At 67.1% G+C, this 20,805-nt stretch carries 16 protein-coding genes; 1 reads left to right on the top strand and 15 read right to left on the bottom strand.

Annotated features, from left to right (window positions below; all coding sequences use genetic code 11):
• Window positions 1–26: 26 nt before the first annotated feature.
• From LDO13_RS11355 to LDO13_RS11425, 15 genes are all read right to left on the bottom strand, one after another.
• Window positions 27–800 carry an MBL fold metallo-hydrolase gene (locus LDO13_RS11355; RefSeq protein ID WP_224049764.1) on the bottom strand — a complete coding sequence of 258 codons (774 nt, stop codon included), beginning with the start codon at window positions 798–800 and terminating at the stop codon, window positions 27–29.
• Between the two features lie 66 nt (window positions 801–866).
• Entirely contained in the window at window positions 867–1,235 is a 369-nt protein-coding gene (locus tag LDO13_RS11360; protein WP_224046850.1) for a DUF1304 family protein, read from the bottom strand.
• Window positions 1,236–1,383: 148 nt separating this feature from the next.
• Entirely contained in the window at window positions 1,384–2,496 is a 1,113-nt protein-coding gene (locus LDO13_RS11365; protein ID WP_224046851.1) for a branched-chain amino acid aminotransferase, read from the bottom strand.
• Between the two features lie 136 nt (window positions 2,497–2,632).
• Window positions 2,633–3,685 carry a 3-isopropylmalate dehydrogenase gene (locus LDO13_RS11370; protein WP_224046852.1) on the bottom strand — a complete coding sequence of 351 codons (1,053 nt, stop codon included), beginning with the start codon at window positions 3,683–3,685 and terminating at the stop codon, window positions 2,633–2,635.
• Between the two features lie 82 nt (window positions 3,686–3,767).
• A complete protein-coding gene (locus LDO13_RS11375; RefSeq protein ID WP_224046853.1) occupies window positions 3,768–4,547 on the bottom strand; it encodes a class F sortase in 780 nt (259 codons plus the stop codon).
• A 102-nt stretch (window positions 4,548–4,649) separates the two neighbouring features.
• Window positions 4,650–5,351 carry a hypothetical protein gene (locus LDO13_RS11380; protein WP_224046854.1) on the bottom strand — a complete coding sequence of 234 codons (702 nt, stop codon included), beginning with the start codon at window positions 5,349–5,351 and terminating at the stop codon, window positions 4,650–4,652.
• Between the two features lie 443 nt (window positions 5,352–5,794).
• A complete protein-coding gene (metG, locus tag LDO13_RS11385) occupies window positions 5,795–7,354 on the bottom strand; it encodes a methionine--tRNA ligase (RefSeq protein WP_224046855.1) in 1,560 nt (519 codons plus the stop codon).
• Between the two features lie 9 nt (window positions 7,355–7,363).
• Window positions 7,364–8,089: an ATP-binding cassette domain-containing protein gene (locus tag LDO13_RS11390; RefSeq protein WP_224049765.1), complete on the bottom strand. Its 726-nt coding sequence runs from the start codon at window positions 8,087–8,089 to the stop codon at window positions 7,364–7,366.
• A gap of 38 nt (window positions 8,090–8,127) precedes the next feature.
• Window positions 8,128–10,917 carry an FtsX-like permease family protein gene (locus LDO13_RS11395; protein WP_224046856.1) on the bottom strand — a complete coding sequence of 930 codons (2,790 nt, stop codon included), beginning with the start codon at window positions 10,915–10,917 and terminating at the stop codon, window positions 8,128–8,130.
• A gap of 204 nt (window positions 10,918–11,121) precedes the next feature.
• On the bottom strand, window positions 11,122–12,717 hold the full coding sequence (serA, locus tag LDO13_RS11400) for a phosphoglycerate dehydrogenase (RefSeq protein ID WP_224046857.1): 1,596 nt from the start codon (window positions 12,715–12,717) through the stop codon (window positions 11,122–11,124).
• Window positions 12,718–12,852: 135 nt separating this feature from the next.
• Entirely contained in the window at window positions 12,853–13,878 is a 1,026-nt protein-coding gene (gene ilvC / locus LDO13_RS11405) for a ketol-acid reductoisomerase (protein ID WP_144670864.1), read from the bottom strand.
• Between the two features lie 82 nt (window positions 13,879–13,960).
• A complete protein-coding gene (ilvN, locus tag LDO13_RS11410; RefSeq protein ID WP_224046858.1) occupies window positions 13,961–14,473 on the bottom strand; it encodes an acetolactate synthase small subunit in 513 nt (170 codons plus the stop codon).
• Between the two features lie 2 nt (window positions 14,474–14,475).
• Entirely contained in the window at window positions 14,476–16,374 is a 1,899-nt protein-coding gene (locus tag LDO13_RS11415; RefSeq protein ID WP_224046859.1) for an acetolactate synthase large subunit, read from the bottom strand.
• A gap of 425 nt (window positions 16,375–16,799) precedes the next feature.
• On the bottom strand, window positions 16,800–18,521 hold the full coding sequence (ilvD, locus tag LDO13_RS11420; protein WP_224046860.1) for a dihydroxy-acid dehydratase: 1,722 nt from the start codon (window positions 18,519–18,521) through the stop codon (window positions 16,800–16,802).
• A gap of 128 nt (window positions 18,522–18,649) precedes the next feature.
• Window positions 18,650–19,588, bottom strand: a complete 939-nt coding sequence (locus LDO13_RS11425) for a LysR family transcriptional regulator (RefSeq protein WP_224046861.1) — start codon at window positions 19,586–19,588, stop codon at window positions 18,650–18,652.
• A gap of 104 nt (window positions 19,589–19,692) precedes the next feature.
• On the opposite strand from LDO13_RS11425, the gene LDO13_RS11430 reads away from it, so the two are divergent.
• Window positions 19,693–20,760 (top strand): hypothetical protein, encoded by a 1,068-nt coding sequence (locus tag LDO13_RS11430; protein ID WP_224046862.1) that lies wholly within the window; start codon window positions 19,693–19,695, stop codon window positions 20,758–20,760.
• The last annotated feature ends 45 nt before the right edge of the window (window positions 20,761–20,805 follow it).

Raw genomic sequence — 20,805 nt, forward strand, 5'->3', positions numbered from 1 at the left:
GCTCCAAGCGTACCGTCTCCGGCGGGCTAGGCGGTGCCGCCGGCCAGGCGCAGGTAGTGCAGCTGGGCGGCCACGGAGAGTTCCGCCGCAGGCCGCACGGCGGGATCGACGGCGGCGTACACGGCGTCGGCCACGTCTGCCACCTCGGCGCTGTCGCCAAGGCTCGCTAGGGCGGCCCGGATCTGCGCGAGACGGTCTTCGCGGTGGTCCCGGTAGGCGCGGACAATTGTGTCCAGCGCGGGCAGTATGGGACCGTGTGCCGGCAGGACGGTCACAGCGCCGAGGCGTTCCAGCCGGTCCAGGGAGGCCAGATAGTCCCCAAGGGTGCCGTCGGGGTAGTCCAGGACCGTGGTTCCGAGGCCAAGGATCGTGTCGCCGGTGAGGACCGAGCCCTTGGCGCCGTCGGCCGGCAGGTGGAAGCAGACCGAGTCCGAGGTGTGGCCCGGCGTTGCGACAACCCTGATCTCGGTCCCGGCGGCGTGGATGACCTCCCCGTCCGCCAGCGGACTTCCCCCGTGGCAGTGGGCCGGATCCACGGCGCGCACGGGTGCTCCGGTCAGTTCGGAGAACCTTGCGGCGGCCGCCGTGTGGTCCGCGTGCCGGTGCGTAATCAGGATAAGCTCGACGGCGCCGGCCTGTGCCAGTTCCTGCAGGTGCGGCTCATCCAGCGGGCCGGGATCCACCACGACCGTTCCTGCCGCTCCGGGGGCGGCTATCACGTAGGAGTTGGTCCCGTGCAGGCTCATCGGCCCGGGGTTCGGGGCGAGCCTGAAGCGGGTCAGCTCCGTGCTGCGCACCATGGCGCGGGGATCGTCCGGTATCACTGTTCCATCTTCGCACCGAACCGGCGCCCACACGAGGGTCCGTCACACCAGCAGCAGCACGGCGATGACTGCCGGCAGCAGCGCCTCGGCGATGGCGCTCGCCCACAGCCGCCGTTCCGACAGGACCAGGATGATGCCGAGGAGCACGTGGCCCAGGCACGTGAAGAGCAGCAGCGCCCGCCCGGCCGCCGGCTCCGCCAGCATAACCGCGCCGGCTATTGCCCCCGCGCCCCAGATCATGTTGTAGAAGCCCAGGTTGAAGGTCCACAGCCGCACGGCCTCCGTGTCCTCAGGCCTGATCAGGAACAGCCGGTGGAGGCGCTGGTCCCGGAAGAAGAAGGATTCCAGGATCCCCACGAGGATCAGCACAATGCCGAAAATGACACCCAGAACCTGAATAAGTCCTGTCATGCGCCATATTGTGCCCCTGAGTCCAAGGAGCGGCTAGGGGCTTCCGGCCGGACCCCTGCTGCGGGCGGGCGGCCAACGACGACGGCGGCCCCGCACCCGAAGGTGCGGAGCCGCCGTCGAACGCTGCCTGTGGCCGAGGCGCTGCCGCTTAGGCCAACCGGGTGAGCCAGCCGTGGGTGTCCTCGACTGCTCCGGTCTGGATCCCGAGGAGCTGCTTGCGGATGGCCATGGTGGTCTCCCCCGCCTTCGCGTCCTCGGAGCCGATGAACTCGGTGTCGTCCTTGAGCACGCCGATTGGGGTGATCACGGCGGCGGTGCCGCAGGCGAAGACCTCGGCGATTTCGCCGGAGGCCACGCCGTCGCGCCATTCATCCAGGGTGATCTTGCGTTCGGTGACCTCGCGGCCCATGTCCTTGGCAACCTGGATGACGGACATCCGGGTGATGCCCTCGAGGATGGTTCCGCTCAGCGCGGGCGTCACCAGGGAGCCGTCCTTCATCACGAAGAACACGTTCATGCCGCCGAGCTCTTCCACGGCGTTGTCATTGAACTGGTCCAGGAACAGCACCTGCTTGCAGCCGTGGGCCTCGGCTTCCTGCTGAGCGATCAGTGACGCGGCGTAGTTGCCGCCGCACTTCGCCGCTCCGGTGCCGCCGCGGCCGGCACGGGCGTACTGGCGGGAGATCCAGATGGAAACGGGCTTGAGCTCGCCGCCGAAGTAGTTGCCGGCCGGGGACGCGATGACGCGGAAAGACACTTCACGGGCGGCGCGGACCCCGAGGAAGGCCTCCGTGGCGATCATGAACGGGCGCAGGTAGAGGGCTTCGCCGTCGCCGGCCGGAACCCAGTCCTTGTCCGCGGAGACGAGCTCGCGGATGGCGCCGAGGAAGTACTCTTCGGGCAGCTCGGGAAGCGCCAGGCGGCGGGCCGACTTGTTCAGGCGGGCCGCGTTGGCCTCCGGCCGGAAGGTCCAGACGGAGCCGTCGGCGTGGCGGTAGGCCTTGAGCCCTTCGAAGATTTCCTGGCCGTAGTGGAGCACTGCGGCGGACGGGTCCAGGGAAATCGGCCCGTAGGGCTCAACCCGCGCGTCGTGCCAGCCGCCGTTGCCTGCAGCGTCGACGCTGTAGTCGACGATCGCGGTGTGGTCGGTGAAATAGTCGCCGAACCCCGGGTTCGCCAGGATGGCTGCACGCTCTTCAGCAGACTTCGGGGTCTCCGACAGGTGCTGGGTGAATTCGACGCCATGGGCAGTCTGAGTCATGGTTCCTCCACGGTCGGCTGCCTGGTGTGTGAACGTGGTTCATCGTCGGACCACGGCAGCATATTGGTGATTCGACACAAGCTTACGCCCGTTGGCGGGGCCGCCGGCCCGGACCAACGGACCGGTAGGGCTGTGCCTACAGGGCGGCGGCGATGGCGTCGCCGATCGCGCTGGTGCTGCGCGCCCCGGCGCCGCGGCCCGCGACGTCGGCGACGACGGCCGCCTCGATCCTGCGGGCGGCAGCGGCGTAGCCAAGGTGGTCCAGCAGGAGCGCGGCGGAGAGGATGGCCGCCGTCGGATCCGCCTTCTGCTGGCCGGCGATGTCCGGCGCCGACCCGTGGACGGGTTCGAACATGGACGGGGCGGTGCGTTCCATGTTGATGTTCCCGGACGCGGCGAGGCCGATGCCGCCGGTGACGGCGGCGGCCAGGTCGGTGATGATGTCGCCGAAGAGGTTGTCGGTGACGATCACGTCGAAGCGCGCCGGGTCGGTGACCATAAAGATCGTGGCGGCGTCGATGTGCAGGTAGTCGTGGGTGACCTCGGGGAATTCCTGGGCCACGGCCTCCACGGTGCGCTTCCAGAGGTGGCCGGCGAACACCAGCACGTTGTGTTTGTGCACGAGGGTGAGCTTCTTGCGGGGGCGGTCGTTGGCCCGGCGGAAGGCGTCCCGGACCACACGCTCCACGCCGTGGGCGGTGTTGAGCGAGACCTCGGTGGCGACCTCGTGCGGGGTGCCGGCGCGCAGGGTGCCGCCGTTGCCCACATAGGGTCCCTCGGTGCCTTCGCGGACCACGATGAAGTCGATGTCGCCGGGATGGGCGAGCGGGCTTGCCACCCCCGGGTACAAACGCGAGGGCCGCAGGTTGACGAAGTGGTCCAGGCTGAAGCGCAGCTTGAGCAGGAGTTCACGTTCGATGATGCCGGACGGGATCCGGGTGTCGCCCGGGGCGGCCCCGACCGCGCCGAAGAGGATGGCGTCGCGCGTGCGGAGATCGGCGAGGGTTTCCTCCGGCAGGGTCTCCCCCGTTTCGAGCCAGTGCTGGGCGCCGAGCTTGTAGTGGGTCTGCTGCAGCACGATGCCCTCTGCCGCGGCAGCTTTCTCGAGGACCTTTACGGCTTCGGCCGTGACCTCGGGGCCGATGCCATCGCCGGGAATTACAGCCAGATCAATCGTTGATGCGCTCATGTTTTCAGCGTAGCCAAGTCATCCACATGCTGGTCAAGTTGTCTCATTATTCGAACAGCGGGCTTTGGGTCCCGCGGCCCGGTTATGGGCCCCGGTCCGGCGTCGCGATCACCACCACGTTCTTTCCCCACGGATCCTCCGTGTAGCAGCTGATCAGCACCAGGCGGTTGGGGACGGCGTCCCAAACGGGGCTGTCCTTGAGGGTGGATTTCGTGTACGTGGTGACGGACTCCACGGCATACCGGAGTATCCCCGTCTCCGTGGCCACGGAGAGTACGTCCCCCGGGGCCGCGGCCGAGCTCAGGTGGTTGAACGGCGCGTCGAGGCCCTCCCAGCTGTGGCCGACGATGTAAGTGGTGTTCGCCGAGCCGTCTCCGGGGGTGCCAAAGGGAGTGAGCCAGTAGCCGTCCATCGTCTCCGGGGGCACGATGCCCGTGGTTTCGGCGTCGCCCGTCGGCGGATCCAGCGGGTGGATTGTCACGTCCATGCCTGCCGCCGGGTAGGTGATGCGCTGCGGGACGGAGGCTGCGGGCTGGATCTCTGCGCTCTGGGCGGGCGGTTCCAGCGCCGCCGGGCTGGCTGCCGCCGCACCGATCGGAAGCAGCCCAGAACTGCTTCCGATCGGGACATCGGAGGGGACCGACGTCGGCGGTGGGCTGGAATTTCCGGTCACGGGCTTTGCCGCCGCAGCCGCTTGGCCGTAGGCCGGCTGCACACTCCCCGGACCTGATGCTGCGTAGAACAGCCAGGCTGCGAGGATTCCCACCACGCAGGCTGCCAGCAGGAGCATGTCCCTCGGGCCGAGTGCCAGGCCACGGATACCGGGTACCCGCGGTAGTTGGTTGCGACGGTGCCAGCTCATACGTGCTCCTGTGAGGTGCCTGTGCTCTGCAAACGGAACGTGCGGGGCGGGTGCTGCAATCGCGGCACCCGCCCCTGTACTGCTTTGTGCTGGCTGTACCGCCTACCCCTCAGCGTTCCTGGCGCGCCTTCCGCCCTGCCAGAGCACCAGTGCCGCTCCGGCAGTGAACACTCCGGTGAGCGCCATCAGCCACGTGGGAATGCCGGAGTCCGAGGTGCGGCCAACCGCAGTCTGGACGTTGAATCCGACGTTCGTCTTCTTGGCGGCCGGCGCGGCGGTCTTGGCCGCCGGAGCGACGGTCTTCGCGGCCGGAGCGACGGTCTTCGCGGCCGGGACAACGGCCTCCGGCACCACCGCAGCCGGTGACAACGGCGCTACCACCGATTCCCGCGTCGTATCCGTTCCCGGGGTTACGTCCCCCGCTCCGGGGTCGGCCGGCGGGTCAACCGGCGGATCCACCGGCGGGTCCACCGGCGGGTCCACCGGCGGGTCAACGGGAGGGTCGACCGGCGGGACGGCGACGGCCACGCAACCGTTGGCCAGAAACGCCAGGTTCGCCTTGCTCGTGTTCTGCCCCTGCGGCATGATGTCGCCTGTATTTTCCGGCACGATGTCCAGGGTGTCGTCTGCGTGGGCCTTCAGCGCGCTCAGGTTGATCGTCTGCGAAAGGAATGTGTTCCCCGCTGCACTCGTCGCATGGCAGATCGTGATCTTCTTATCCTCCGGGGGCGCCGCGTTGGCAGACACCGTGGCCGCCATGATCCCCAGCCCCACAACCCCCAGTGTGGCTATTGTTCGTCTCATTTTTCGTCGCTCCGTCCAGTCAGGAATTAAGCTGCCGTGACTGCGCGTGGAGTAACCGTCTTCGAGACCCAGGAAAACAACTATTCGAGACCTCAAACAGCGAATTGAATGGTGACAGTTACTCCCCAGCAGTGTCGTCAGTTCGCTTGCTATTTCAGGCTATGGAGGCCGAAGCCCAGGGTCGTGAGTAGTAGGTACTCGTCTAATTGATGGTCAAATACCTTATTTGTGCACGCGGTACTCAGTACTGGAGCCGCAAACTACTTGCCGGTAGCCAGTTACCGAACCGGGGCGGACGACCAGTCCGGGAAACGGGCGTAATTACGCGGAAACAAGGCACGAAACTGCTTGCGAGTACAACGCAAATGCTCCCCCACCCTTGGTCAAGGGTGGGGGAGCATTTCGAGCAGGCTTCAGCCTCCTGGGCTGCCGCAGTCGGGCGGTCAGGCCTCCGCGGGCTCCTCATACTTCGGGAAGACCGGGGCCGGGGCGGGCAAGGCCGTTCCGGCGACGATCGGCGTTCCCAGGGCGGCGAACTCCCGGGCCTCACCTTCCGGCTGGCCCAGGGTGTTCAGGATGGCCGCCGCCGCCGCCGGCATGACCGGCTGGGCGAGGATGGCGACGATCCGCAGCACCTCGAGGGTGACATACAGGACGGTGTTCATACGTTCGACGTCGGTCTTCCGCAGCACCCAGGGCGCCTGCTCGGCGAAGTACGCGTTGGTGTCGCCCAAGACGTTCCAGATGGCCTCCAGGGCGCGGCTGAACTCCTGCTTTTCGAACGCGGCACGGGAGAGCTCCAGCAGCCCGTTGGCCTGGTCCAGCAGGGCGGAGTCCTCGGCGGTGAATCCGCCGGGAACGGGAACGGCGCCGTCGCAGTTCTTCGCGACCATGGACAGCGAACGCTGGGCCAGGTTGCCGAAGTTGTTGGCGAGGTCCGCGTTCATCCGGCCCACGATCGCGTCGTGGCTGTAGGAGCCGTCCGCGCCGAAGGGGACTTCGCGGAGCAGGAAGAAGCGCACCTGGTCCAGGCCGTACTGGGCCACCCAGTCGGCCGGTGCCACCACATTGCCCAGCGACTTGGACATCTTGACGCCCTGGTTGTGCAGGAAGCCGTGGATCATGACGCGCCGGGGCAGTTCCAGCCCGGCGGACAGAAGGAACGCGGGCCAGTAGACGGCGTGGAAACGCGAGATGTCCTTGCCGATCACGTGGACATCCGCCGGCCAGTACTTCCGGAACAGCTCGGATTCGGTGTTCGGGAAGCCGACTCCGGTCAGGTAGTTGGTCAGCGCGTCCACCCAGACGTACATGACATGGTCCGGGTTGCCCGGGACGGGAACGCCCCAGTCGAAGGACGTACGGCTGATCGACAGGTCCTCGAGGCCGCCCTTGACGAAGCTGACCACCTCGTTGAAGCGGTTGTGCGGTGCGCCGAAGGACGGGTGGTCCGCATACAGGGCCAGCAGCCTGTCCTGGTAAGAGGAGAGCTTGAAGAAGTAGCTCTCTTCTTCGGTCCACGTCACCTCGGTGCCGGTTTCGGACGCATAGCGAAGTCCGTCGGCCTGCACCTCGGTCTCGTCCTCGACGAAATAGCGCTCGTCGCGGACCGAGTACCAGCCGGCGTACTTGGAGAGGTAGATGTCCCCGTTCGCTTCCATCCGCTGCCAAAGCGCCTTGGCCGCCTCGTAGTGGTCCGGGTCCGTGGTGCGGATGAAACGGCTCAGGGAGATGCCGAGGTCATCGCTCATCTGGCGGAACGCGGCGGAGTTGCGGTCGGCGAGCTCCTTGACCGGGATGCCTTCCTTTTCCGCCGTCTGCTGCATCTTCAGGCCGTGCTCGTCCGTGCCGGTCATGAAGAACACGTCGTAGCCGTCCAGGCGCTTGAACCGCGCCATCGCATCGGTGGCGATGACCTCGTAGGCGTGGCCGATGTGCGGCACGCCGTTGGGGTAGCTGATGGCTGTGGTGATGTAGAACGGGGTTTTTTCGGAGGTGGTCACAGCTTAAACCTAGATCAGTTCGGTGAGGGTATCGCTCTGGCGGACGAGTTCGTGGTCATGTGAAGCCACCAGGACGGCGATCCCGTCCGACGTCGTGTCCTTGAGGATGCTGATGATGCGGTTCGCCGCTGACCGGTCCAGGCTCGCGGTCGGCTCGTCGACCACCAGCACGCGCGTACCCAGGATCAGGGCGCGGGCGATCGCCACGCGCTGGCGTTCACCGCCGGAGAGCTGGGCCGGGCGGTGCCGCATGCGCCGGCCGAGGCCCACGAGGTCCAGGAGGTCCTTGGCCATGTCGCGGCGCTTGTCCACCTCGCCGTCGGGCACGGCGGGCAGCAGCACGTTCTCCAACGCGCTCATCCCGTCGATCAGGGCGCCGCCTTGGTCGACGTAGCCGATCAGGGCGCGCCGGCGGTCGGCGATTTCGTCATCGCCCATGGTTTCGAGGGAGTCACCCTCCCAGTACACCCGGCCCGACGTCGGCAGGGTCAGGCCCGCGCCGACGGTGAGGATGCTGGTCTTGCCCGAGCCGGAGCGGCCGGCGACGCAGTGCATTTCGCCGGCGTGCAGCGTCATGTTGAAATCGTCCACCACGTTGACGGCTTCGGCACCGCCCTTGCCGCCGCCGTAGTGGATGGTGATGTTGCTGAGTTCCAACGGCGTGGCGTGGTCAGCGGCCTTCACGATCGTGTTGGCGCGCGTCTGGTGGGCGCCGCGGCGGGTGCTTGCCGTCATCCGCTCGTGAGCCTCACGGTCAAGGTTCAGGTCGTTGTTCATCGGACCACTTTCGTTGCAATCGGAATCCAGCAAAGTACAGCCACGAGCCCGGCGATAGCGGCCCAGAGTGCGGCATAGGGGGCGAGGAGGAGGCTGACGCCCAGGGCGCCGAGGATACCCAGCGGCAGCGCGACCGTCCCCACCATGGCATTTTCGAAGAGGCGGACCTGGCCCAGCATGTCCGGGTTCCAGCCCATCGCCTGCAGGGTGCCGAGGTATTGGCGCTTGGCCTGCAGCTCGAACCGGCCCGTGACCATCGTGAGCACGAGGCCCACGGCGACGCCGGACAGTCCGAGGATGATGCTCGGCAGTGCGATGGACGTGGCAGCCAGCCCGCTGAGGGCGCTCGCACCGGCGGCGCGGGGAATGTCGATCAGCAGGGCGACCATGCCGCCGACCGCTGCCGCGAAGACGCCGACGGCGACGGCCAGGGAGATGGTGTTGAACTTGTTCGTGCTCAACTGGCGGTTGGCGAACGTCAGCGGGGAGTCCACGGCGATGAGGCGCTCATCGTGCTGCGGTTCCTGGTCCACGACCTCGCGGTGGCGCAGCTGTTGCGCGGCGAAGAAGGCTGCGCCTGCGTAGAGCACCAGCACGGCTGCCGAGACGATGGCCGTGGCCGGGTTCCAGCTCACCAGGCTCAGGACGATTCCGGCGACGGCCAGCAGGGCGGCCCCCACCCCGAATTCGGCAAGCACCCAGGACCGTATCCGGCGCTGGGTCCAGCCCATGGCGCGCAGGGTTCCGGCCTCGGTGCGGCGTTTCCGGACGTAGCTCACGGTCGAGGCGCCGGTCAGCAGGGCCGCGCCGCAGAGGGTGAGGAAGAGCAGCGTCAGGTTGGTGGCGGTGAGGGAACCGGAGACGGCGTCCGCGGCGTCCTGGCGGACCCACGACTGCTGCACGGTGCCGAGCGGGGTTTCCTTGCCGGCGTCGTCCTTGGCGTATCCGGGGACGAAGATGCTCGCGTCCTCGCGGGCCGAGCCGGCAACGATGGTTGCCTGGAGGCCCATGTCGCGGATCTCGTTGGCGAGCTTCTCCACCTCGGGCTGTGCTTCTTTCCAGCTGCCCGGCGCCTTGGCGCGGATGCGCACGGCGTCGATCACGGCGGCGTTGTCCTCGTAGCCGCGGGCGGCGGCGAGGCCGTAGTAGTCGGTGATGGCGCCGGCGGACTGGCTGGCCAGGCCCGTGGCGCTGAGCGAGGGCTTGAGTTCGGTGTTCTCGACGTCCTTGCCGGAGGCATCCTTGGTGAGCGTGAACGGAGTGGGGTCATAGCCGCCCAGTGGCAGGCGGTTGACGTCGCCGGCGGCCTCCTTGACCTGCTCGGCGTCGAACGTGCCGTAAACCATGGCGAGCGGCGTGGCGAGCTTCTTGCCGGTCTCCAGGTTTGAACGGTAGGAGCGCTCGTCGACGGGCTTGCGCTGGGTCTGGTCCACAGGGGCGCCCTGGGCGGATTTCTCCGGGAGGCGGTTCACCGTGACCCAGTCGCCGGGAGTGGCACTCTTGTCCACGGCGCCGTTGCCGGCGGTCTCGCCGTCGGTGTACTTCGGGGCGGAGGCGAAGTCGGTGCTCCAGGTGGCGGGGTTGTAGAGGCCCTGGCTGAAACTTCCTGCGTCGCCGAGCAGCTGGCTGAGATCTTTGGACCCGGGCCAGGCCAGGGCGAACGGGGACTTGGACACGAACGGCAGGTAGTCCTTGTCCAGCGAGCGGGTCACGGTCCCGACGTCCTTGGTGACCTTGCCGGAGGCGTCGATTTCCTCGATCTTGACCGAGTACTTGAGGTCAAGGGAGGTGCCGGAGCGGACAATCAGCGGAATCGCCTGCGAGTTTTCGGTCAGCTGGCCGTTGCGCTTGGCCTGCTGGTACTGGCTCATCAAAGGCGCCCAGTACTTGAGCTTGACGCCGAGGAAATCGGGGCCTTCCTTCAGTTCGTCCATGCCGATGCCGGTGGTGAAGAGGCTTTCGAAGTGCCGGCCGATGGCCCCGGCGTTGCGGGCGTCGGCGGGCGGCGCCTTCTCCAGCGGGGCGAGGAAGTCCCCGGCGCTGCCGAGCAGGGCGCGCTCGGAGACGGGGTCGACGGCGACAACGGATTCCGTCACCTGCGGCGCGAGCGGCAAGGAGACGGCGAGGTTGAAGAGGTTGTGCTCGGAGCCGCCGGCCGGGGCCGGGAACTTGATGCCGGTCTCCCCCTCGGGGCCCTCTATGCGGACGTTCTTGCCGCCGGCCACCTGCTCTTCGACGAGCTGAGCCTTGCCGAGGGATCCTTCGGCCGAGGTCTTGAACAGGGTGTGATCGGACTGGCCGTCGGAACTGACGGCGCTGGCGGTGAGCCGGTACGTCTTGGGCGTGTCGGACAGGACCGACTCCGCGGCGGGCCACTTGGACGGATCGGTGGCGCTGGGGTCCCCTGCGGTGCCGGCGAGTCCGGCGTTGAAGCCGAGGTAGTCCGTGGCCTCCAGGCGCGGGGACTCGAGGTTCTGGGTGACGCGGGAGACGAGGCTGATTGGGGCCGCCACGGACGTGCCGGAGAGCTTACGGAGTGAGTCCAGCTGCTCGAAGCTGATGCCGCCCTGGCCGGCGGCGATTTCCGGCTGCATGAGCCCGCCGTTGTCAGGGGCCTTGGCCTGGACGAGGACGTCGTAGAGCCCCCGCGAGTTCTGGTCAACGGTCCTGTTCAGGGCGGCCTGCGACTGGCCCTGGACGAGGACCGACAGGCACATGGCCACGATCAAAATGGACGCGGTCAGCAGAAGCACTCTGCTTCTGATGAACCTCTGGACGGCGTTCATTGGGCTCCTGAAAGCTGGATTGCGTGCGCACACCACCGTTCATTCCACGCGGAATTGAAGGCGTCCCCTGCCGGGTGTGCAAAAGTAAAGGCCGGACTGCCGGCCGGATCCGAAATTCGGACCTAGCCATTGTACGCAGACCAGCCATGCGTTCGCGGACACCGGCGGCGGTCAGTCCCGCCGCCGGTGTCCGCGGAGGAAAAATCAGTCCTCGAGATCGACTTCGCGCACCATGTCGGCGCCGATTCCGGCCTTGATGGCGTCCAGGACCTGCTGCGGAACGGAGCTGTCGATGGTCAGCAGCGCGAGCACCTGGCCGCCCTCGTCATGCCGCGCCACCTGCATGCCGGCGATGTTGATGTTGTTCATGCCGAGGATGTGCCCGATGGTACCGATCACGCCGGGGCGGTCCGAGTAGGCGACCACAACAAGGTGTTCGCTGATCGGGATCTCCACCTCGAAGCCGTTGATCCCCACGAGCTTCTGTACCTGCTTGGGCCCGGTCAGGGTGCCGGCCACGGAAATCTGCGAGCCGTCGCTCAGCGCGCCCCGCAGCGTCAGGACGTTGCGGTACGACTCGGTGTCCGGCGTGGTGATCAGACGGACGTTGATGCCCCGCTGCTCGGCGATCACGGGGGCGTTGACGTAGGAGACCTGCTCGGTGACGACGTCGGCGAAAATGCCCTTGAGTGCCGCGAGTTCGAGCACCTTGACGTCGAGGGAGGAGATTTCCCCGGCAACCTCGACGTCGAACTGGGTGAGCGAGGCGTGCGTCATCGCGGTGAAGATGCGGCCCAGCTTTTCCACCAGTGCGATGCCCGGCCGGACGTCCGGGGCGATGACGCCGCCGGCCACGTTGACAGCATCAGGAACAAGCTCCCCGGCCAGGGCCAGGCGGACGGACCGTGCGACCGAGACGCCGGCCTTTTCCTGCGCTTCGTCCGTGGACGCGCCCAGGTGCGGCGTGACAACAACGTTGTCCATCTTGAAGAACGGCAGGTCGGTGCTGGGTTCCTTGACGAACACGTCGACGCCGGCTCCGGCGATTTCGCCGGCCTCCAGAGCGGCGTAGAGGGCTTCCTCGTCGACAAGGCCGCCGCGGGCAACGTTGATGACGTAGGCGGTGCTCTTCATCTTCTTGAAGGACTCGGCGCCGAGCATGCCGACGGTCTCCGGCGTCTTGGGCATGTGGATGCTGATGAAGTCGGACTGCGCCAGCAGCTCGTCAAAGGTCACCAGCTGCACGCCGAGCTGGGCGGCGCGGGCCGAGGTGATGTACGGATCATAGGCGAGGATCTTGGTGTCGAAGCCCTTCAGGCGGGCTGCCACCAGGGCGCCGATCCGGCCCAGGCCGATGATGCCGATCTTCTTCTCGAAGAGTTCGGTGCCTGTGTACTTGGAGCGCTTCCACTCGCCGTCCTTGAGCGCGGCGGACGCCTGCGGGATGTGGCGGGCGAGGCTGAGGATGTGGCCGACCGTCAGTTCCGCTGCGGAGACGATGTTCGAGGTGGGAGCGTTCACCACCATGACACCGGCCTGGGTGGCGGCCTTGATGTCGACGTTGTCGAGGCCGACGCCTGCGCGGGCGATCACCTTGAGGTTCTTTGCGGCGGCGATGGCCTCGGCGTCCACCTGGGTGGCGGAGCGGACCAGGATCGCGTCGACGTCGGCGATCGCAGAGAGCAGCTGCGAACGGTCCGCGCCGTCGGTCTGCCGGATTTCAAAGTCCGGGCCGAGGGCGTCGATCGTGGCGGGCGAAAGTTCCTCAGCGAGGAGTACTACAGGTTTGGTGCTTGTCACCGGTGACCTCTTTAGCTCTCTTGTATAACAGGCGTGGATTTTGGTGAAACGGGCGGTGCGGGAACTGCAGGTGGTGCTCCACAGCAGGGAAGCCGGACCCCAGTAATGGTGTCCGGCTCCCCTGCCGGTCAGTGCCTAGCGGGCCACTGAGCCTTCGGTGTAGTCGTCTTCGTTCTTGATCCAGGAGAACAGCTTTCGCAGTTCGCGGCCGGTGGCCTCGATCGGGTGGTCCTCACCCTTCTTGCGGAGCGCCTTGAACTCGGGGGCACCGGCGTCCTGGTCGTCGATGAAGCGCTTGGCGAAGGTGCCGTCCTGGATGTCCGCGAGGACAGCCTTCATGTTTTCCTTCACGTCCGGGGTGATGACGCGCGGGCCGGAGACGTAGTCGCCGTACTCGGCGGTGTCGGAGACGCTCCAGCGCTGCTTGGCGATGCCGCCTTCGACCATGAGGTCGACGATGAGCTTGAGCTCGTGCAGCACCTCGAAGTAGGCAACCTCGGGCTTGTAGCCGGCCTCGGTGAGGACCTCGAAGCCGTACTGGATCAGCTGGGAGGCGCCGCCGCAGAGGACAGCCTGCTCGCCAAAGAGGTCCGTTTCGGTCTCTTCGGTGAACGTGGTCTCGATGACGCCGGCGCGGGTGCCGCCGATGGCCTTGGCGTAGGACAGTGCCAGTTCCCTGGCCTTGCCGGACGGGTTCTGCTCGACGGCGATCAGGTCCGGCACGCCGCGGCCGGCCTCGAACTCGCGGCGGACGATGTGGCCCGGGCCCTTGGGGGCAACGAGGGCGACGTCGACATCGGCCGGCGGCTGGATGTAGCCGTAGCGGATGTTGAAGCCGTGGCCGAAGAACAGGGCGTCGCCGGCCTGCAGGTTCGGGGCGATGTCCTCGGCGTAGACGTGGCGCTGGACCTGGTCCGGGGTGAGGACCATGATCAGGTCGGCTTCGGCGACGGCGGCGGCGACGTCCAGGACGCGCAGGCCCTCGGCCTCGGCCTTGGCGCGGGACTTGGAGTCGGCCTTCAGGCCGACGCGTACGTCAACACCGGAATCGCGCAGGCTGAGGGCGTGGGCGTGGCCCTGGGAGCCGTAACCGATGACGGCGACGGTGCGGCCCTGGATGATCGACAGGTCGGCGTCGTCGTCGTAGAACATTTCAGTCACTGGGGTGTCTCCTTTTAAGTGGATTCTTTGGTGGTGCTTGTCGGTGAAATTTTTGTCATAGCTGGTGTGGTGCTGCGGCAGGCTACGCGCTGCGTAGAGCCCTGTCGCTCATGGAGCGGGATCCCCGCCCAACGGCCAAAGTGCCGGACTGCACGATTTCGCGGATGCCGAAAGGCTCCAGCACTGAGAGCAGTGCCGTGAGCTTTTCCGGGTGGCCCGTTGCCTCAATGACCACCGACTCTGTGGAGACGTCGACCACTGATGCGCGGAACAGGTCTGCAGCCTGGGTAACCTGCAGGCGTGTTCCGGCATCCGCACGTACCTTGACCAGGATGTGGTCACGCTGTACGGAAGATTCGGAGGTGAGCTCGACGATCTTGATCACGTTGACCAGCTTGTTCAGCTGCTTGGTGATCTGTTCGATGAGCTCGCCGTCGGCGTCGACGACGACGGTCATCCGGGACATGCCCGGAACTTCGGTCGGGCCGACGGCCAGGGAGTTGATGTTGAAGGCCCGGCGGGCGAAGAGGCTGGCGACGCGGGTCAGCACACCGGGCTTGTCTTCGACCAGAACGGACAGTGTGTGGCGGGTCATGTTCAGTCCTCCTCTTCCCATTCCGGGGTCATGTTGCGGGCAACCTGGATCTGGTCATTGCTGACTCCGGCGGGGACCATCGGCCACACCATGGAGTTGGGGCTGACGACGAAGTCGATAACCACGGGGCGGTCGTTGATTTCCAAGGCCTTCTGGATGGTGGCGTCGATGTCCTCGTCGCGGTCGCAGCGGAATGCGGCGCAGCCGTAGGCGTCAGCCAGCTTGACGAAGTCCGGGATCCGGACGGTGTCATGGCCGGTGTTGAGGTCGGTGTTGGAGTAGCGGCCCTCGTAGAAGAGCGTCTGCCACTGCCGCACCATGCCGAGGGAGGAGTTGTTGATGATGGCAACCTTGATCGGGATCTTGTTGATCGCGCAGGTGGCGAGTTCCTGGTTGGTCATCTGGAAGCAGCCGTCGCCGTCGATGGCCCACACCACGCGGTCCGGGTTGCCCACCTTGGCGCCCATGGCGGCCGGTACGGCGTAGCCCATGGTGCCGGCCCCGCCGGAGTTCAGCCAGGCGTGCGGGCGTTCGTACTTGATGAACTGCGAAGCCCACATCTGGTGCTGTCCCACGCCGGCCACGTACACGCCTTCGGGGCCGGTGAGGGCGCCGATGCGTTCGATGACGCGCTGCGGGGCGCTGAGGCCGTCGTCGGGTTCGGTCCAGCCCAGCGGGTAGGTCTCCTTGAGGTTGTTCAGGAAGGCCCACCAGTTGGTGTAGTCCGGGGTGCCGGAGACGGCGAACAGTGCGCGGAGGGCGTCGCTGAGTTCCGGGATGATCTCCTTGACCGAGCCAACGATCGGCACATCGGCGGTGCGGTTCTTGGAGATCTCCGCCGGGTCGATGTCAGCGTGGATAACCTTGGCGTTCGGGGCGAAGGACTTCAGCACGCCGGTTACCCGGTCATCGAAACGTGCCCCGAGTGTGATCAGCAGGTCCGACTGCTGCAGGGCGGTCACGGCCGAGACCGTGCCGTGCATGCCCGGCATGCCGACGTGCTGCGGGTGCGAGTCCGGGAAGACGCCGCGGGCCATGAGGGTGGTGACCACGGGGGCGCCGGAGAGTTCCGCCAGTTCCAGCAGCTCCGCCGAGGCGTGGGCCTTGACGACTCCGCCGCCCACGTAGAGCACGGGCTTGCTGGCTGCCGCGATGAGCCGGGCGGCTTCGCGGACCTGCTTGTTGTGGCCGCGGAGCACCGGGTGGTAGCCGGGCAGGTCGACCTTGGGCGGCCAGGAGAAGGTCATCTGGCCCTGCTGGGCGTCCTTGGCGACGTCCACCAGGACGGGCCCCGGGCGGCCGGTCGAGGCAAGGTGGAACGCCTCGGCCATGACGTGCGGGATGTCGTTGGGGTCGGTGACCAGGAACGAGTGCTTCGTGATCGGCATGGTGATGCCGACGATGTCCGCCTCCTGGAACGCATCGGTGCCGATGACCCCGCTGGAGACCTGGCCGGTGATGGCCACTATCGGCACGGAGTCCATGTGGGCGTCCATGATGGCGGTAACGAGGTTGGTGGCGCCCGGACCCGAGGTGGCGATGCAGACGCCGACCCGTCCGGTAACCATGGCGTAGCCTTGCGCGGCGTGGCCGGCTCCCTGTTCGTGACGGACCAGAACGTGGTTCATTCGGGAAGCCATCAAGGGGTCATAGGTGGGCAGGATCGCGCCACCGGGCAAACCAAAAATATCCTCCACGCCGAGTTCTTCGAGCGCGCGGACAATTGCTTGTGAACCGGTCATCACCGTCGGGGGTACGACGTTGTTCGGTCCAAGGACAGGAGAGACGGCAGCAGTGTCGACGCCGGCGTCGGCCGGACGTTCGACGCGTTCCGGAGCCTTGGGGGCTCCAGCGGACTTAGTGGCCATCAGCGAAGGGCTGATCGGCGATCCTTTGCTCATCGGACTCTTCCTTAGTGGATCTACGGTGGGATCTTCGGTGATCGTGGAACTGCTGGTACTGCATGATGCTGGTGTTACCGGTGGTGCGGAAATAAAAAAACCCCTCAGCCTGACGGCTCTTCGAGGGGTTTGCGCGTGACGGTTCGTTACCAGTTGCGGCTATGGAGCCACGCGCTTGGTAAGTACGACGAATGCATCTGCAGCAACGCCGGCGGTAACGATCTCGATCATGCGTTCAGTTTTCCCTCTTAGTAAGACACGTGTCAACGAGCGCCGCGCTTGTCTCACTATCTGGACAACGCTGTCCACTAGCTGGGACCCTCTTTTCCCTAGGTAGCCCTGCGGCGTTCGGCTGCAGGGCCTAATAAGGGGATTCCGAGGGCCCCTGAGGCTGCGGCGCCAGCGCCGCAGCCTCAGGGTAGGAATTACCCGCAGTAGGCGCCGGTGGAGGCGCTGTGGACGAGCTTGGCGTACTTGGCGAGCACACCCTTGGTGAACTTGGCCGGGAGCGGCTCCCAGCCGACCTTGCGGGCGTCGAGCTCGGCCTCGTCGACCAGGAGGTCGAAGCTGCGGGCGGCGATGTCCACGCGGATCCGGTCGCCGTCCTTGACGAAGGCGATGGGGCCGCCGTCGACGGCTTCCGGGGCGACGTGGCCGATGCAGAGGCCCGTGGTTCCGCCGGAGAAGCGGCCGTCGGTCAGCAGCAGCACGTCCTTGCCGAGGCCCGCGCCCTTGATGGCGCCGGTGATGGCGAGCATTTCGCGCATGCCCGGGCCGCCCTTGGGGCCTTCGTAACGGATGACGACGACGTCGCCGGACTTGATCCGGCCCTTGTCGAGTGCATCCAGGGCACCCTGTTCGCGCTCGAAGACGCGGGCGGTGCCCTCGAAGACGTCGGCGTCGAAGCCGGCGCTCTTCACGACGGCGCCCTCGGGAGCCATCGTGCCGTGCAGGATGGTGATGCCGCCGGTCTTGTGGATCGGGTTGTCCATGGCACGGAGGATCTTGCCGTCCAGGTCCGGCGGGTTGATCGCCGCGAGGTTCTCCGCGACAGTCTTACCGGTGACGGTGAGGCAGTCGCCGTGCAGCAGGCCGGCGTCGAGCAGCGCACGCATGATGACCGGCACGCCGCCGATCTTGTCGACGTCGGTCATGACATAGCGGCCGAACGGCTTGAGGTCACCCAGGTGCGGGATCTTGTCGCCGATGCGGTTGAAGTCGTCCAGGGTCAGTTCGACCTCGGCCTCGCGGGCGATGGCGAGCAGGTGGAGCACGGCGTTGGTGGAGCCGCCGAAGGCCATGGTCACGGCGATGGCGTTCTCGAACGCCTTCTTGGTCATGATGTCGCGGGCGGTGATGCCCTTGCGGAGGAGATTGACGACGGCCTCTCCGGACTTGCGGGCAAATTCGTCGCGGCGGCGGTCCGCGGAAGGCGGCGCGGCCGAGCCGGGGAGGGACATGCCCAGCGCTTCGCCGATGCAGGCCATGGTGTTGGCGGTGTACATGCCGCCGCAGGCGCCTTCGCCCGGGCAGATCGCCTTTTCGATGCGGGTAAGGTCCTCCATGCTCATCTTGCCGGCGGCGCAGGCACCCACGGCTTCGAAGGCGTCAATGAGGGTGACTTCCTTTTCGGAGCCGTCCTCCAGCTTGACCCAGCCGGGCATGATGGAGCCGGCGTAGAGGAAGACACTCGCGAGGTCCAGGCGGGCAGCCGCCATCAGCATGCCCGGCAGCGACTTGTCGCAGCCGGCCAGGAGCACGGAGCCATCGATGCGCTCGGCCTGCATGACTGTTTCGACGGAGTCGGCGATGACTTCGCGGGAGACCAGGGAGAAGTGCATGCCCTCGTGGCCCATGGAGATGCCGTCCGAGACGGAGATGGTGCCGAACTGCATCGGGAACCCGCCGCCCGCGTGCACGCCTTCCTTGGCGCCTTGGGCAAGCCGGTTCAGCGAGAGGTTGCAGGGAGTGATTTCATTCCAGGAGCTTGCGACGCCGATCTGGGGCTTGGCGAAGTCATCGTCCCCCATGCCGACCGCCCGGAACATCCCGCGCGCGGGCGCGGCGTGGATTCCATCGGTGACGACCCGGCTGCGGGGCTTGATGTCCGGTTGGGTGGTTGTCGCTGTTTGGGTGTCCTCACTCATGGGTGAAAGTCTAGGGCTCCGCCGCGGGCCGTAACGACCCGGATTCCAGCATTAAGCGGAAAACCGGGAATGTTTCGATCAAATAGTGGACTATCGTCTCACCAGGTGGACACCGGGCCTTCGACGGCTCAGTTGAGGTGGGCGGCACCACGGAGTTCAGGTGCCTCGGCGACGGCCTGCGCCTCGGCTTTGAGCAGGGTGAGCACCTGCTGGATGGTGGTCCGGGCGGCGACGTCCGGACGGGCGAGGGCGACAATGCTCCGGCTGGCCTTGACCCCGGCCAGCGGGCGCAGCACGAAACCCCTGCCCTGGTTTTTCAGGGCCGTATAGCGCGGCAGCAGGCTCAGGCCGTGCCCGGCACTGACGAGGGCCTCAAGGACCCGCAGATCAGGGAACAGTTGGGCGCGGACTGCCGGGGAATCGGCCTGCACTTCGATCTGGCGGAGGACCGTGTCGAACGGGAACCCGTCCGGCACGCCCATCCACGGGTATCCGATCACGTCAGCAGCGCACAATATCTCCTTGCCGGCCAGCGCGTGGCCTTCGGGGATCGCGACATCGAGCGGCTCGTCCAGGAGAGGCACCACCGTCAGCCCGAGCCGGGCAAAGACATCGGGCCCATCAACACTGTGCGCCAGCACAATGTCATAGTCGGCGGTCAGGCCCGCGAAGCCGGCCACGTTTGGATCCTCGAAGTGCGCCTGGAAGCGGAGACCGTCGATGGCTTTGACGCGGTGCAGGAGGCCGGGAAGGAACATCTCGGCGGCGCTCGGGAAGAACGCGGCCTTGACATGGGTCTGCCAGCCGCGCCGGTAGGTGTCGATGGTGGCCTCCGCGCGGGCCATGGCAGTGGAAACCTCCGCGGCGGCTGACGCCATGGCGAGCCCGGCCTCCGTGAGGCGCACTCCCCTGCCTGATTTTTCGACCAGGACCACGCCCAGCTCGTCCTGCAGGGTCTTGAGCTGCTGCGAGACGGCGGAAGGTGTGACCCCCATGGCCTCGGCCGTGGCCCCGACCGTGCCGCGGTCAGCCAGTTCCCGGAGAATCCGCAGTCTCTTGAAATCCATGAACAGAGGCTACAGGGCGGGCGGCCCGGAGGGTGGACAGCCCCCTCAGGCGGACGTACCGTCAAACAACGGCAACCTCGCCTTGTGGACAGAAAGGCTCCGCTATGGATTGGATTATCTGGCTGGTCGTCATCGTGGCGATTGTGGCCGTCGTCTGGTGGCTCCTGAACCGCAACAGCTCCCGCGGACATTCCGGCTCCGAGACCGGGGCCGCCGGCGATTCCGCACCTCCGCACCTGCACGACGCGGACCACGACCCCAGTCACCGCGGCGCCCTGTCCGGCGGCGGATCCTCCCCGTCAGCCGCGGCGGCCGGCCTCGCATGGATGCCTACGTCCGCGGGCTTTAACCAGGCAGAGCCCGGAGCCGAGCCCGAACCAGCCCCCGACCCCGTTGCCACGGCGGAGGATCGGGCAGCCGTCGAGGCGCACTTGAAGGCCCGGGCGGCAGCTGCGGCGGCTGCTGCAGCCGAGGTGTCGGGCACCGGGGCGGGCGCTGCGTCCGCACCCGCTGCCGAAGCCGCCCCGGCCGAAAGCCCTGAATGGGAAACACAGTGGTCCGAGACGCCGCCGGCCGAACCACATGCTGCCGTTCACCCGGAGCCGGTCCGCGGCGCCGGAGCCGCCGCCGCGGGTGCCGCGACCGGTACGGCGGCAGCAGCAGCGGACGGCGCCCCCGTGCACCACCCTGAATACACGGAGCCCCACGCCCCGACCCTCCCCGGCGCCGAATCCGCTGCGGCAGAAGCTGAAGCCGAGGCGGAGGCCAGAGCGGGAGTTGCCACCGGGGCCGAGGAAGGTGGGACCGCCGGGCCGGCTGCGCCGCGGCCGCCGGCAACGGCAGAATCCCCCCTTGCCGAGGCCGAGACCCGTCAGACCGCCATGTCCTCGGCCGCGTCCGAAACGGCTGCGAGCCATGAGGCAGCACCCGCTGAACCCGCCGAACCCACCGGCCATCTGGCCGCCGACCAGCCGTATGGCGAGGGATCGGCGGCGCCCGCCGCCGACGGCAGCGGGCCGGAGGGCTTCACCGTCAAGGGCAACGCTTCGTCGATGATCTACCACGACGAGACCAGCCCCTCCTTCGAGGAAACTCGCGCGGAGGTCTGGTTCCTGTCCGCCGCCCATGCCGAGGCCGCGGGCTTCAGACCGCCGCGCCGGACACGGCAGTAGGCCTCGGTGCGGGCTGCCGGGACGCGCAGGACGGGACGGGAACGC

Origin of the sequence: Arthrobacter sp. NicSoilB4, from assembly GCF_019977335.1 — a bacterium.
In the GTDB taxonomy this organism is placed as follows: Bacteria; Actinomycetota; Actinomycetes; order Actinomycetales; family Micrococcaceae; genus Arthrobacter.

Coding starts and splice junctions, on each gene's coding strand:
- LDO13_RS11370 (WP_224046852.1), bottom strand. CDS start 3,685: ATGAGCGCATCAACGATTGATCTGGCTGTAATTCCCGGCGATGGCATC.
- ilvD (WP_224046860.1), bottom strand. CDS start 18,521: ATGAGTGAGGACACCCAAACAGCGACAACCACCCAACCGGACATCAAG.
- LDO13_RS11375 (WP_224046853.1), bottom strand. CDS start 4,547: ATGAGCTGGCACCGTCGCAACCAACTACCGCGGGTACCCGGTATCCGT.
- LDO13_RS11360 (WP_224046850.1), bottom strand. CDS start 1,235: ATGACAGGACTTATTCAGGTTCTGGGTGTCATTTTCGGCATTGTGCTG.
- LDO13_RS11355 (WP_224049764.1), bottom strand. CDS start 800: ATGGTGCGCAGCACGGAGCTGACCCGCTTCAGGCTCGCCCCGAACCCC.
- LDO13_RS11425 (WP_224046861.1), bottom strand. CDS start 19,588: ATGGATTTCAAGAGACTGCGGATTCTCCGGGAACTGGCTGACCGCGGC.
- LDO13_RS11430 (WP_224046862.1), top strand. CDS start 19,693: ATGGATTGGATTATCTGGCTGGTCGTCATCGTGGCGATTGTGGCCGTC.
- LDO13_RS11415 (WP_224046859.1), bottom strand. CDS start 16,374: ATGAGCAAAGGATCGCCGATCAGCCCTTCGCTGATGGCCACTAAGTCC.
- LDO13_RS11365 (WP_224046851.1), bottom strand. CDS start 2,496: ATGACTCAGACTGCCCATGGCGTCGAATTCACCCAGCACCTGTCGGAG.
- LDO13_RS11390 (WP_224049765.1), bottom strand. CDS start 8,089: ATGACGGCAAGCACCCGCCGCGGCGCCCACCAGACGCGCGCCAACACG.
- LDO13_RS11395 (WP_224046856.1), bottom strand. CDS start 10,917: ATGAACGCCGTCCAGAGGTTCATCAGAAGCAGAGTGCTTCTGCTGACC.
- ilvN (WP_224046858.1), bottom strand. CDS start 14,473: ATGACCCGCCACACACTGTCCGTTCTGGTCGAAGACAAGCCCGGTGTG.
- LDO13_RS11380 (WP_224046854.1), bottom strand. CDS start 5,351: ATGAGACGAACAATAGCCACACTGGGGGTTGTGGGGCTGGGGATCATG.